The organism is Agrobacterium sp. BT-220-3, from assembly GCF_025910175.1.
In the GTDB taxonomy this organism is placed as follows: Bacteria; Pseudomonadota; Alphaproteobacteria; order Rhizobiales; family Rhizobiaceae; genus Agrobacterium; species Agrobacterium oryzihabitans.
This window is the reverse complement of sequence record NZ_JAPAIX010000005.1, coordinates 1-13,158: the sequence shown is the minus strand read 5'-3', so window position 1 is coordinate 13,158 and position 13,158 is coordinate 1. Positions and strand designations below refer to the sequence as shown.

Sequence of the window (13,158 nt, the reverse complement as noted above, 5' to 3'; positions counted from 1 at the left end):
CCAGAGCCACGCCGCGTGATAGTTAGTATTATGGCTAAGCATTCACCCGAACTGTCACTGATCTTTCAGGCTCTCGCCGATCCGACGCGCCGGTCGATTCTGACCCAGCTTGCGCAGGGTCCGGCGCGGGTCATGGAATTGTCCGCTCCCACGGGGCTGCGTCTGCCCACGGTGATGCGGCATCTTTCGGTGCTGGAAGAAGCGGGGCTGATAAGCACCTCCAAGGACGGGCGGGTGCGCACCTGCGCAATCGTGCCCGAAGCCCTGGAGCCGGTGCGGACATGGCTCGATGAACAGCGGGCCACATGGGAGAGCCGGCTCAACCGGTTGGAGGCATTTGCAATGCAGGCTGCGAAGGAGCGCTCGGAATGATGTCTAAACTCAATCAGGACGGCACACGTGCCGAGCCCCATCTTGGCGACGGCCGTTTTGCGACGCTGAGCTTCGAACGGGTGATCGCTGTTCCATTATCGGTCCTCTGGCAAGTCTGGACGTCACCTGCCGCGCGGGCCGTCTGGGCTGCTCCGACACCCTCCGTGACCGTGGAGTTTCTGGAGGCCGACACCAGGGTGGGCGGGCGTGAAGTTTCGCTTTGCAAGGTCAAGGGGCAGCCGGATATCCGCTGTGAGTGCGGATGGCTGGAGCTGCAGCCGGGTACTCGCAGTGTGAATTACGAGGTGGTTTCGTCAGGCGGCGTGACGCAGTCGGCGGCGCTGGTGACGGCTGATCTTTCAGCCGTGGATGAGGGCAGCCGGCTCACCGTAACCGTTCAGCTTTCCTCGCTGGCCGCCGATATGCAGGCGGGTTACCGGCAGGGGTTCAGTGCCGGTCTGGACAATCTGGCCGAGGTGGCCAAACGGACCATGGTGCTGGAGCGAACGATAAGGGCGCCGCGCAACATCGTCTGGAACGCCTGGATGAACGCCGAGACGCTGCCGCAATGGTGGGGCCCGGAAGGCTTTTCCTGTCGCACCGCGAGGATCGATCTGCGAACCGGCGGTGAATGGGTGTTCGACATGATCGGCCCCGACGGCACGGTCTATCCCAACCATCATCGTTATATCGAGGTCCGGGCCGAAGACAGGATCGGCTATACGCTGCTCTGGGGAGAAAACGGGCCGAAACATGCCGACGCCTGGGCCTCTTTCGAGGATCAGGATGGCGCGACGAAAGTTGTGCTCGGCATGGTGTTCAGCACCGAGGCCGAGTTCCAGGAGGCGAAGGGATTCGGCGCCATCGAACTGGGTCAGCAGACGCTCGGCAAACTGGAACGCTTTGTTTTCGCATTGTAAAATCCAAGAGGCTGACCCTTGGCGGGCCTTGGATTCGAGGAAGTTTCCATCACTTTTTTGTGATTAAAGTTGAGTTGTGCGCGATGGTTTTGGACGACAATAAAAACCTTATTGTCGTCAATTCGAATATAATGGAAAGATAAAATTCAAAATTGCCTTTGTCTGCAAGTCCAGTTCCGGACGGGCGCAGCTTTTCCCAATGGGTCGCGAATTGACAAAACGCAAATCGCCACGCTGTCTGGCAGTGAACATCTTGTCGTATCTGATATTTGCCGCGCCTGAACGAAGAGATACTGATCCAACGGGTGAGGTCCTCGGCTTTTATTTGGCCTGCCATCGTCTCTCGGTTTTGTAGAAGTTTTCGCGGCAACTCCTTAGGGTTGCGGCACCGGTTTGTCTGTGTCGTACTCGCATTCGTCAAATGGAATGGGTTGGGAAATCATTCAATTCGACGGGGGGCCGCCGATGAATTATCGTTGCCAGCTGAAAGGCTTAAGACGATTTCTCTGTTCTGGAACCGCATTGGTTTCGGGTGCGATTTTTTTCTACTCGGAACCCGTGGATGCAGCCTGCATCTTTACGCCGACGGCGGGCGACGACAATTATATCTGCGACACCGGGACATCGGTGGGTGGGCTGAATGATACCGGCGGCAACAATACGCTGCTTCTTCCGGCCGGCGGCACGGGAACAATCGCCGGTAACGTCACCTTTGGAGGCGCCACCGACAGGATCGAGATTTATTCCGGCACCATAGATGGCGCGGTGGTTCAGGGGGGCGGCAACGACGCCTTCGTGATTTCCGGCGGCACCGTTACCGGCAATGTGCAGCAAGGCAGCGGCGTCGACGATTTCCGGATGACGGGCGGGACGATCCAGTCCCTCAACCAGGGCGACAATCTCGACACGTTCTTCATGTCTGACGGACGCATCATCGATGCGTTCGATGATGGCGATATCGCCACCATGACGGGTGGCCGTATCGGCCGCGTCAACATGAAACTTGACGACAACGTCTTCGACATGTCGGGAGGCGTCATCGATCGAAATCTGGTGACCGGTTTTGGCAATGACACGATCATTCTCTCCGGTGGCACGATCGGCGGCAATATCAGCGTCAGCGGCGGAACCGACAGCGTGACCGTTACCGGCGGCACGGTTGGCGGCAATGTGCTTTTGAGCTTCGGTGACGACAGGTTCAACTGGAATGGCGGTGGCATCATCTATGGCGCCATCGACCTTGGCGCCGATGACGACACCGCCACGCTCACCAATCTGGCCAACGCCCATATCGGCGCGACCACGCAGATAAGCGGTGGTCTGGGGACCGATACCCTGACGATGAGCAACGTCAAGACGGGAGGGGTTGCCCGCTTCGACAGCTGGGAGACAATAAACCTCACCAATGACAGCGAGCTTGTGTTCGACGGGACGTTGACACTTGGCGACAGCGGCACCGGAACGGGTACGCTTTCCATAGATTCCGCCAGCACGGTCTATGGCGGCGGTGCGAATGGACGAGTCTCCGCTTTCACGGCCGGTGCTTTCGCCAATCTGGTGAATTCAGGCCGTATCGATCTCACCAATGGCGGCGGCAATGCCTCGGACACCTTCACGATCTCCGGCAATTACGTGGGCAATGGCGGCCAGATCTTTCTCGATACCGTCCTTGGCGGCGATGGCTCCGCCTCCGACAGGCTGGTCATCGATGGCGGCACGGCTTCTGGAAGCACGGGGATGAACGTGGTCAATGCCGGAGGGGCCGGGGCGAGCACGACTGCTGACGGCATCATGGTTGTCGAGTCCGTGAACGGAGGAACAACCGCTGGCAGCGCATTTGCGCTCAACAGCCGTGTTGCTGCCGGCGCCTACGAATATTACCTGTTCAAAGGCGGTGTTTCGGCCGGCACTCAGGACAATTGGTATCTTCGCTCGACGATCGTTTCGGGTGGCGGGGCGATTGCAGGCGCGCCGGACCCGCTTCAGCCAATTGTGACGCCAGAGCCTGAGGCACCGGACATCACCGGCGCGCCCCCGGCCTCGCAACTGCCACCCACGCCGATACCGACGGAGGGAAGCGCGACGACGGACCCGACGGACCCCACGCCTCCAATCAATGCGGGCGATCCGGAGCCGGAAGCTCCGCCCGCCCCACAGGCCGCAGCGGCAGCAAGCCCCCCGCCTGCGCCGCCCGTACCGCCAACCACGCTTGCCTTGATCCCGAGCGCCTCCGCCGTGCCGCCAACGCCCGGCGCGACGCCGGTGATTGCCGATATCGTGCCGCTCTACCGTATCGAGGTTCCGGCCTATTCGGCCGTGCAGCCGCTTGCGCACTATCTGGCACTCTCGACACTCGGCAACTTCCATGAACGGCGCGGCGAACAGGCTTTGCTGGAGGATGACGGATGGATGCCCACAAGCTGGGCGCGCACCTTCGGCCAGAATACCGAGCTGAAATGGGATGGGACCGTCTCGCCGAGTTTCGACGGCAACCTTTTCGGGTTCCAGGCAGGGCAGGACCTGCTCGGCCGTGAAAGCGAGGCAGGGGGCTCCGACCGCTTCGGCCTGTTTGTCGGTTATTCCAAGATGAACGGCGATATCAAAGGCCAGGCGCTGGGGTGGAACAACCTTGCCGTGGGCGATGTCGATATCAGCGGCACGAGCGTCGGTGGATACTGGACGCATATCGGTGCTCAGGGCTGGTATGTCGATGCCGTTCTGATGGGCACGTGGTTCGGCGGTGATGCTACGTCAAGAGCCGGGGAACGGCTGGATATTGACGGCACCGGCGTTACGGCCTCCCTTGAGGGCGGTTACCCGATCGCTCTTTCAGAGGACTGGACGCTGGAGCCGCAGGCCCAGATCATCTGGCAAAACCTTTCCCTCGACGATGCAGCCGACCGCTTTTCCTCGGTCGGATTCGATTCAGACAGTGCCTTTACCGGACGACTGGGCGCCAGGCTGCAGGGTAACTATCAAACCAGCAGCGGTCTCATTCAGCCCTATCTCAAGGCAAATCTCTGGCACAGCTTTTCCTCCGACCAGACCACCCGCTTCGCCAACGATCCCATCGTCACCGAAATCGGCGGTACCTCGCTGGAACTCGGCGCAGGCGTCGTCGCCAGCCTGACGGAAAGGGTCAGCCTGTTTGCGACGGTGGACTACACCACCAATCTAGGCGGTGAACGGAAGCGCGTCATCGAAGGGAACGTCGGTCTCAGCATCAAGTGGTAGCCCGCCGGGCGACAGAGGTGCGTGCGAAGACATTGGAACAATGCGTAAGAGACGAATCTGGAGCGGTATTTATGCCGACTTGTGAAGCATCGGGTTCAGGGCCCGAGCACAATCTGGGGGAATAAAATGCGGGTAAAGAAGATTATTGCATCGCTTGCCTTGCTGGTGGCCGCTTCGCTGCCATCACTGGCGGAAGCGGCCAATGCCAATGCGACGGGCAATGTGAATATTAGGACGGGGCCGGGCACGCAATATGCCCGGATAGGGACTATTCCTGCCGGTGCCACGCTCACCATCCGTGGGTGCCTGAATGGCTATAGCTGGTGCGAAGTCATCTTTGCCGGCCAGCGAGGCTGGGCCTCCAGCAACTATCTTCAGGCCACATACCAGAACCGGCGACAAGCCGTCATTCATGTCGGTCCGATCATCGGGCTGCCGGTTATCGTCCACAGACCGCAGCCTCCCCATTGGGGCCATCGGCCAAGACCACCCCATTGGGAGCATCGTCCGCGTCCGCCAAGACCGCCGCACGGGGACCATCGCCCGCGTCCTCCAAGACCGCAGCCCCGATGAGCAGGAACGGGGAAAACCGGCGATGAGCGCATTGCTTCCTGGACATGACAGGCGGGAAATTTCTGACCGTCCGTCCCATGTGCCGGGTGTCATGCCATGACACGGATCTGGCCAGCGGTGATTTTCCTTTTGTTTCCGCTGGTCATTGGCCAAACGGCAGCGCAGGCCCAAAGCTGCGCTGCGGCAGGCATCCGGCTTTCATCAAGCACGCAGATCGCCCAGTTGCAGCGGCAACTTGCAGCGATCCGCGCTATTGAGCGCAAACGGCAATGTGGCGCGGAAAACTATCATCGGCCCTGCATTCCTGCAGTCTCAGTGATTTGAAGGCCGCGTCGAGGGCAGGAACCAAAGTTTGCGTTCCCCGGTTTTCACCGTTTCGCTGAACAGCAAAAATTAAGGAGATTGCGACACTGATGCCCAGACTACCATTTGGAGAGTGATGATGCAGGCGCGACGTTGGCGTGTAATAGCCATGGGGATATTTCTGGCCATAGTCGGAGCCGCATTGCCCATTGCCGCCATGGCCTGGACGTCCTGGCGCGTTGCCATCCAGAAAGAACTCTACATTCTTGATCTCGTTGCCGAAAGATCGCTTGTGCGCGCCGGCAATACCTTCAGGGAGGCGAAGGGCGCATTGGAGGCAATCGAAGCCGCGCACCTTCCAGCCTGTTCGGATCAGCATATTGCGCAGATGCGGATCGGGACGATCAACGTTCCGTCGATCGCGGAGATCGGCTACTTCGAGAACGGCTTCATCAAATGCACCTCCTGGGGCCGCGCCGCTGGCAATGTAGCCAAATCCCACGTTGACTACGTCACGCCGGAGGGCCTTGAAGTGACGTTGCGTATCCAGCCCGGCATCAGCCACGGCGACCAGATGACGAGCCTGCACCTCGGCCATCACAATGCGCTCGTCGCCCCCTCCCGGTTTGCTGATATTGTGCTGCGAGACAGGATGTCCCTGGCGCTCCTCAACGATAAAGGCCAGATCATCAGCACGCAGAACCTGCCCGATGCAGGGGTTCTTTCCGCGCTCCCTGCAAAAGACGGCCGCGGCATGACCGACACGTCGCTTTATTCGGTGGTGACGGAAGATGGGCTGACGGCAATCGTTCTCGAGCCGAGGGAGGCGATGCGAACGAAGCTCGTGCGGGAGCTGACAGTGCTTTTGCCGATCGGCGCATTTATTGCGCTCTTCATCGTCGGCATCGTCATCTGGATGTCGCGCAAGCGGCTCTCGCCGGAAACCGAGCTGGAAATCGCGGTTCGAAACCGTGAATTCATTGTTCATTATCAACCGATTATCGAGCTTAAGACCAATATATGCGTTGGCGCCGAAGCGCTCGTCCGCTGGCGGCGGCCGGACGGCACGCTGGTAAGGCCGGACCGTTTCATTCCGCTTGCGGAAGAAACGGGGCTGATTGAGCCCATCACCGATCAGGTCGTCGAAGCCATCATTGCAGATCTCGGCCCCATGCTCGTTCGGGACCGCAGTTCGCATATTGCCATCAATCTCTGCGCCGAAGATGTGAAATCGGGCCGGATACTGGACTTCATCGATCTGCGTCTTGCCCGTGCGGGTATCCGCAAGGAGCAGATATGGCTCGAGGCGACGGAGCGCGGTTTCATCGACATCGATGCGGCGCGCATCACGTTGGATAGAGCACGCAAAGCGGGGCATTCAGTCGCAATCGACGATTTCGGAACCGGCTATTCCAGCCTTCAATATCTTCAGGGATTGCCGCTGGACGCCCTGAAGATCGACAAATCCTTCGTTGATACGATCGGCAGGAACACGGCGACCAGCACCGTGACGCTCCATATCATCGAGATGGCGCGCGAGCTTGGGCTGTTTTCCGTTGCGGAAGGTATCGAGAAAGAAGAGCAGGCGGCCTATCTGCGGGAACATGGTGTTGACTTCGGTCAGGGCTGGCTCTTTTCCAGACCGCTTCCAGCCGAAGAATTCATCGTTTTTCACCGGCAAAACAAATCGAGATACGGCTCGGCTCCCGAGGTCATTCAGGTGGCGTCTGTCTAGGTCAAAGCGAAGACGTCGCGAATCCCGGGTATTGGGCGTTATTCGGCCGGTTCTTGCTTGATCACCTCGCCGCTGAGATGGACTTCGAACTAGGCGCGGAAAGGCTGCAACGCTTTCATGCTCGCGGCGTTCCGGCCGGTGGTCAAGTTGTCTAGGCAGGTCTTGACCGAGCGGCGATCACGGTGCGGATATCGATCAACGTGCGCGGGCGCGTTTGGCGAGCAGAGCGGATGTTGCCGCGGTACGATCCGACAATTCCTTCGCAAGACGGGCTTCCCGAAGGCGCAGGGTCTTTGCATCACGGGATTGCGCAATGGAATCGAGCTCCTCAAGCGCTTTTTCCTTCGCGAAGAACGGTGTCTGGATGTGGCTGAAGGCGAGTTCGGCCTTCTGGCGGGAAATACTGTATTTTTCTGTCATGGGTGTTCCGATGATGATGCTCGGAGAGCAAGCGAAAAACAAAAGGCCAGGCAATTTGCCTGGCCTTGATTGGGTTGGCGTGCTTCCGGCAGTGCCAGTACATCCGTGGTCAAAGGGAAGCACAGACCCTTAGGCAGCCTGCAGATTGCAAGCCGACATTTTGCCCGACTTGTTGTCGCGCTCAAGCTCGAAGCCGATCTTCTGACCTTCGACGAGTTCGCGCATGCCGGCGCGCTCAACGGCGGAGATGTGGACGAACGCATCGGCGCCGCCATTGTCAGGCTGAATGAAGCCGAAGCCCTTGGTGGAATTGAACCATTTAACTGTGCCAGTGGTCATGATGAACCCTTTCATAGCAATAGAGAAACCACAGCACTCATGCGCTGCGGATGATGATAGCGATTTTGAAAGGAAAGGTTCGTTCAGAACGCGGTGCCAGACGCGTGACAAGCAAAGCTAAGCAAGCAAATTCGATTGCCCCTTATATCCTGCCTCCGTCGGGGTGTCAACTATTGGTTTTTGACGATATTTCATCTCATCAAAAAGTTGTGTTATCCCATGCGGCGTGTGGACGCTCATCGCCTTGTTTTCCGCGCAATCCGGGCGCATGATTTGGCTTCGTCATGCTGGCCGCATGGCGCTGCGGTGTCAGAGAGGCGCCGTGTTCTTTTCTTCGTCCGATTGCAAATGTTTGCGTAAGCGCTGCGGTGTCATTTTTGACGATGCCGCGAAGTTTTACCCATTGCGACAGGCGCGTGCCGGTAGCGGCGATCATACACCATCAGCCATTTCTTTATGCCTCCGCGTAACGTTCGTCCGGCGGAACATGGCAATAGCGGCGTAGAATGAAACGGGCTCCACGCGAACGAAATCCGCGTGCAAGTTCCATATGAAAGGCAACACCATGGAAACGTGTAACGAACACCGGCGCCAGGCGCTGAGGATAGAGACGTGGGAGAACGAAGGCGGCGCTCCCGTCTCCGATACGCTCGAGACCCAATATGGAAGACGGATCGAGCGGGATCAGAGCTGGACGATATACCATGTCTTCACCGGCGTGCCGGTGCGCATCGGCGGCCGCAGGCTGACCCATCTCAGCATAGCGGAAGCGACCGACGGCATGCTGTCCCTCAACCGGCGTAACGCCATGCGCAGGAAAGAACGCACGGGGAGCAAATCATGACGCTCGCTTTCCCCAACACGGCCCGCAGTTTTGACGAGGTGCGTAAAGCGGTTCGCTTTTTCGGCCATGACGGCATGTTCGAAATCCGGTTTTTTGTCGAGGCGGAGGCGCTCGCCAAGGGCCGGGGACATGCCATGAGCATGTCGGAAGCTCAATGCCTTTCCTCTTTCGATGCGATGCGCACGGCCATCTACGCGGCGGCACAGAAGGTCTACGCCAAATCGCGTCGCAATATGAATATCCTGACTGCCTCTGACATCGGCTAGGCGGTTGCGCCTGATCTCCCTTCGCCGGGATTACCCGTGCGGCGATGCTCGACCATGGCGCAATTAGGGAACGACACGCGGGCTAACGTCTGCGCTCGCGCCATCTAGAGCCAATGCCTCATCAATCTCGGCTGATGATACCTGCAGGAACTGGCGTCGGGCCACCGCGATGGAAATCGCGGGTATCTCCAGATGCGTCGCCACCCGGCGATATGCCGTGAAGCTCAAACCTTCTATCAATTCCTCGTCCACGACCAGGCGATATGTACCCGCTCCCAGAGGTTCCGTGAGGGCTTCCAGTCGGAATGGATGCGTGAATGTGATTTCGGTCTCTGTGGTTCTTTCGATCATGTCGAACACCGCTTTCCGTTGCATTGAACCGGCGCATTTGCAGCCGGTTATCGCAACTATGCTCCGAAGAGGATGTAAACGATCAGCACAAGGCTTGCCGCAGACAAGACGTAGCCAGCCACAGTTGCGAGATCATGTTTCGTGGGTTGGTGAAATATGGAAGACATGGCGTCCTCCTTTGTCAGGGCCAGGGTATTCAACCCTTAAACAGCAGCGCCCGTGATACGGCTGCTGGAGTGATTATAATGGACCTGTTCTGCTCGTTTAGCAATGAAGCAATTTGGTAGTTTGGGAGTGCTGATCAAAGGCCTCCGGTCTCTTTTCGCGATAACCATGGCACGCACTCCGAAATTGTCACGCGAACAACCATCGCCCTCTCCGGTGAGGCCCTTATGTCAGGGTCACCCACGCGGGCGATAGACGATGGTTTGGTGAAGTCGTAAACTGGCTGGAAGAGCAGGCAACGATATACTCTTGGGAGGAAACCAATGCCTATCTTCATGGACCGGCACGAGCTTGCCGGAGTTTCAGCGGCGGATATCGCCGCGGCACACCTTAAAGATCTCAACATCCAGGATCCGTACGGCGGTGCGAAACACCGATATTTTACGCCGCGGTTGTCCTCGGTCGTTGCACCGCAAGCAATGGGCGCGTTGGCATAACTGCGAACTAAGTTTCTCATTGAGCACTGTTGCCCCGAGTTGCTCGTCAACGGACCTAATGCGATAAAATAAACGTGGTCCATCTCCGAATTAAATTGGGGGCGGAGGAACATTGTCCATTATCTCCGTTAATTCCCTCAAAGACATAAGTAGTTCGTCATGATTGTCACGAGGGTCATAACACAAACATTTCAAGTTCCTGTTCGATCGAAGTGACTTGACCATCTCTGGTGCCATGCGCGACGATGTGACAAGATAATGCGGCCGTGAATTTGGGAAGTTAAACCTCTGGTTTTCTAGTAAAAGTGAAAGATCTGGATCGGACACGCCGCATCCAATGATTAGAAAGGTATGTGACAGGAGACAGGCATCGAGAACGTCATAGAAGGCAGAGTGAGCTACCCTTGCTTTTGCATAGTCATGATTTGAGAATATCAGCTCAGTCGGGTGATCTATTGAGCCATGAACTTTGATGATGTGTGTTCGATCCTCTCGAAGAAAATTATGCACATCTTGGTCAGAATACCGTTTTACAGTTACTTGGCCACCCGTTTCAGCAGTGACGAAATTTTCGAAAATTTGGTCGAAATTGGGGGTCAGGTAAATTCTTTGATCTAATTTGAAGATTACTTTGTGAATATCAGCCGGAGAAAACCCTGGATTCACAAAGCAGTCTCGTAAGAAGGGTTCCCACTCTTCTTCCATCTTGACTTTTATCCATTCACACGCGTGAAGGAGATCGTTGTCTTTTATTGCGCGTTTGATGTGAGAGGTTCCTCTTGGGCCAATACGGTCAAGTCCGGCTTGAAGGAATTCGGTCCAAAGTGGAGGACGAGTTACCCCATCTCTTCCTAAAGAATTCTTGGAAACTCCGCTTCCTAAAAAGACAACAACTCTCCTTGACAGTATGTCCCTCTTCAACTGGTCCGGCCATGCGATCATTGGGCAATCCCTATGCGATCAAGAATTTCTTCTGCCACAACACCGAACGTTTCTCGTGCGTCTTTGACCTTAGAAAAATGCGCACCGCGGACGCCGTCGTTCGCCTTGAGTCCGAACACAGGTGCGCGCGCCGACTGGGACATGGGGATCAGGCTATGCAGATTGGGAATTGCTCCAAGTAGGAAGTTATTAATAGGCTCAGGCGATGGTGATATTGAGGAGAGTTGAGTTGCTACTATGTCCTCAAATTGTTTCATGATTTTTTCGTAAGCATTCACGGCACGTTTGGCACCTGACCCATCGGCTTTGGCAATATAGTGCTGGGAGGCGTATCCAAGGAAACCTAGTTTTCGAGCGAGCTTGGTGTCGACTTCATCCGGGTCATCGACATTTATAACGCCAACTTCCCATTGCTTGCGCCACTTTGACATCCAAGCTGCGATATTGTCGATTGCTTTCACACTAAATATATCAATCGACATAGGTGCAATAAAGAAGTCACTGGCAAGCAAAACTGCGCGATTAATTGATCCCAAAGAAGGGCCAACATCAAAGAATACTATATCGTAATGATCACATCGCTTCATCAACTCAGCGAACATAAGAGTGGTCCTCATTCCCCGAGAATCACCCCCGATAGCAGAACCCCAATCTTTGGCTAACAAGTCTTCTGTGAGCGCAAGTCGCGGATCTCCCGGAAGGACATCTACCCCAAACCGTGGGCTTGTGGTTACGCTAAGGTCACGGCTGTATCCTTTTCCGAGGGATAGCGGTCGGATAACGTTGTAAACTGTAAATGACGAGGTTTCTTCATAGAAGTATGAAAGTTTCTTATCGTCGAACATATATTGTGTAGCGTTGCATTGCGGATCTGCATCTATCACAAGAACTTTTAAGCTACGCTCTTCAGCGGCATAAGCAGCAACATTGCAAAGCAAAGTTGTTTTTCCCACTCCGCCTTTGTTATTAAAAAATGCAATTGATACCGCCATGAACCGGATCCATTTTCAGTTAAGCTTATTGAAGATACTTGCGCGTGATGAGTGGTGGAGAACAGATACGGCCTTCAGCGCGTACTGTGCCGCTTGTCAACCGGTTCCTACGAGGCTGAGATTTATTTTGATGATGTCGGATTATCTCTTTCGAAGAATGGGGTAGGTTGTCAACGATTCACGCTTGTTATGCTAAGTTGTATTTTGGACTATGTACTTATCTGGGTCAAATGATAAACTATGCTGCTGCCGGGAAAATTCACTTAAGGCTTTGTCTTTTGGCCTTTAGGAAGTTTTTCCCTTCCCCGTTCATCCCCACCCTGTTCACCTGCTCTATACTGCACCTGTTCTGCGATGAACCGGGAGACATTCCGGTTTTGAAGCCGAACCAGCGCCGGTTGTGAGAGAGGACGTCACTCTCATATTTCGGTGCCTGATGAGAAAGTTCTCCGGCAATGACTGGAGGAGAGATGGAAGCGGGTTTGTGGTGGGCCTCTCTATTTCTCCGAAACGCATTGGCTGAAGGACATGCTCTGACAGGCATAAACCGCTGAAGCGGGGCACTGATAAGTGTCATTCATTTCCATAGGCGGCAATTTTCAGTGCCCCGTTGAAATGTCCATCGAGCTGAAAGGCTGATGGAAAAAAGAGATGAAGCTCATAACACGGTCGCAAACGCGTCGCGTGATAGGAAAGGTGTGTTTGATGGGTCTCTACGAGATGTACGTTCTTGCCGCTCGGGTGGATACTGCCTTGATGAGGAGAAAGCTGGCACGATCTCTTTATGCCAGGGCAAAGTTTCGAAATCGGCAGCTCAAAAAGCAATATTTATACAATCAAAAGGAGAATATGGATTCGTTGACAGATATGAATAGGGTAGGTCCGATGCGATCGGGGTGGCTTCCATAAATGTATATTTATATAATAACCAGCGTATAAACATATAAAATATATACCGCAATGAATTATATATGCGCGACTTGAAGCGGGTAAGAATCTATTGACAAAATCGACTTTTACGGTCTGCAATTTGCGGATTGCGGGGCGATTGCGCGTAAATATATGAATTTTATGTTGAATTTGCTGTTTTGAGTGGAGGATTGTTATGTGTGAAAACTATATGGCCGAGATGGATTTGATTAGAGTTGATTTCAGATTTGAGTGGCGATCGATCATAATAACAATATCATGATATTGTTATTATG

The 13,158-nt window shown here is 55.4% G+C and carries 15 protein-coding genes; 9 read left to right on the top strand and 6 right to left on the bottom strand.

Annotated elements, in window-relative coordinates; all coding sequences use genetic code 11:
* The first annotated feature begins 30 nt into the window (after positions 1-30).
* From OK142_RS15015 to OK142_RS14990, 6 genes are all read left to right on the top strand, one after another.
* Entirely contained in the window at positions 31-372 is a 342-nt protein-coding gene (locus tag OK142_RS15015) for an ArsR/SmtB family transcription factor (RefSeq protein WP_003499601.1), read from the top strand.
* Positions 369-1,292 carry an SRPBCC family protein gene (locus tag OK142_RS15010; protein WP_003499602.1) on the top strand — a complete coding sequence of 308 codons (924 nt, stop codon included), beginning with the start codon at positions 369-371 and terminating at the stop codon, positions 1,290-1,292. Before OK142_RS15015 ends, OK142_RS15010 begins: the two co-directional genes overlap by 4 nt.
* Positions 1,293-1,757: 465 nt before the next feature.
* On the top strand, positions 1,758-4,526 hold the full coding sequence (locus OK142_RS15005; RefSeq protein WP_498683612.1) for an autotransporter family protein: 2,769 nt from the start codon (positions 1,758-1,760) through the stop codon (positions 4,524-4,526).
* A 126-nt stretch (positions 4,527-4,652) separates the two neighbouring features.
* A complete protein-coding gene (locus tag OK142_RS15000; protein ID WP_313608208.1) occupies positions 4,653-5,099 on the top strand; it encodes an SH3 domain-containing protein in 447 nt (148 codons plus the stop codon).
* A 96-nt stretch (positions 5,100-5,195) separates the two neighbouring features.
* Entirely contained in the window at positions 5,196-5,423 is a 228-nt protein-coding gene (locus tag OK142_RS14995) for a hypothetical protein (RefSeq protein WP_498683610.1), read from the top strand.
* 118 nt (positions 5,424-5,541) lie between these two features.
* Positions 5,542-7,137, top strand: a complete 1,596-nt coding sequence (locus OK142_RS14990) for an EAL domain-containing protein (protein WP_498683608.1) — start codon at positions 5,542-5,544, stop codon at positions 7,135-7,137.
* A 195-nt stretch (positions 7,138-7,332) separates the two neighbouring features.
* Here OK142_RS14990 and OK142_RS14985 read toward each other — a convergent pair whose 3' ends face one another.
* The 3 genes from OK142_RS14985 to OK142_RS14975 all read right to left on the bottom strand — a co-directional run bounded on the left by OK142_RS14985 (position 7,333) and on the right by OK142_RS14975 (position 8,332).
* The gene (locus OK142_RS14985) at positions 7,333-7,557 is read right to left on the bottom strand and encodes a hypothetical protein (protein ID WP_003499608.1); all 225 of its coding nucleotides are present in this window, start codon (positions 7,555-7,557) and stop codon (positions 7,333-7,335) included.
* 129 nt (positions 7,558-7,686) lie between these two features.
* Positions 7,687-7,896: a cold-shock protein gene (locus OK142_RS14980; RefSeq protein WP_003504088.1), complete on the bottom strand. Its 210-nt coding sequence runs from the start codon at positions 7,894-7,896 to the stop codon at positions 7,687-7,689.
* Between the two features lie 199 nt (positions 7,897-8,095).
* Positions 8,096-8,332, bottom strand: coding sequence for a hypothetical protein (locus OK142_RS14975; RefSeq protein WP_498683605.1), 237 nt, complete (start codon positions 8,330-8,332; stop codon positions 8,096-8,098).
* Positions 8,333-8,446: 114 nt separating this feature from the next.
* Here OK142_RS14975 and OK142_RS14970 point away from each other — a divergent pair, with 114 nt between their 5' ends.
* Together OK142_RS14970 and OK142_RS14965 are read left to right on the top strand one after the other, a co-directional pair.
* Positions 8,447-8,740, top strand: coding sequence for a hypothetical protein (locus OK142_RS14970; protein WP_082184723.1), 294 nt, complete (start codon positions 8,447-8,449; stop codon positions 8,738-8,740).
* Positions 8,737-9,006: a DUF1488 family protein gene (locus OK142_RS14965; protein ID WP_216332278.1), complete on the top strand. Its 270-nt coding sequence runs from the start codon at positions 8,737-8,739 to the stop codon at positions 9,004-9,006. Before OK142_RS14970 ends, OK142_RS14965 begins: the two co-directional genes overlap by 4 nt.
* A 63-nt stretch (positions 9,007-9,069) precedes the next feature.
* Here OK142_RS14965 and OK142_RS14960 read toward each other — a convergent pair whose 3' ends face one another.
* Positions 9,070-9,357: a hypothetical protein gene (locus OK142_RS14960; RefSeq protein WP_082185956.1), complete on the bottom strand. Its 288-nt coding sequence runs from the start codon at positions 9,355-9,357 to the stop codon at positions 9,070-9,072.
* 488 nt (positions 9,358-9,845) lie between these two features.
* Between OK142_RS14960 and OK142_RS14955 the strand changes: the two genes are divergently transcribed.
* On the top strand, positions 9,846-10,019 hold the full coding sequence (locus OK142_RS14955; RefSeq protein ID WP_498683603.1) for a hypothetical protein: 174 nt from the start codon (positions 9,846-9,848) through the stop codon (positions 10,017-10,019).
* A gap of 90 nt (positions 10,020-10,109) precedes the next feature.
* On the opposite strand, the gene OK142_RS14950 is transcribed toward OK142_RS14955, so the two are convergent.
* Together OK142_RS14950 and OK142_RS14945 are read right to left on the bottom strand one after the other, a co-directional pair.
* The gene (locus OK142_RS14950) at positions 10,110-10,961 is read right to left on the bottom strand and encodes an SIR2 family protein (RefSeq protein WP_498683600.1); all 852 of its coding nucleotides are present in this window, start codon (positions 10,959-10,961) and stop codon (positions 10,110-10,112) included.
* Positions 10,958-11,953, bottom strand: a complete 996-nt coding sequence (locus tag OK142_RS14945; protein ID WP_498683598.1) for a ParA family protein — start codon at positions 11,951-11,953, stop codon at positions 10,958-10,960. The genes OK142_RS14950 and OK142_RS14945 overlap by 4 nt, the downstream gene beginning before the upstream one ends.
* Positions 11,954-13,158: the final 1,205 nt, after the last annotated feature.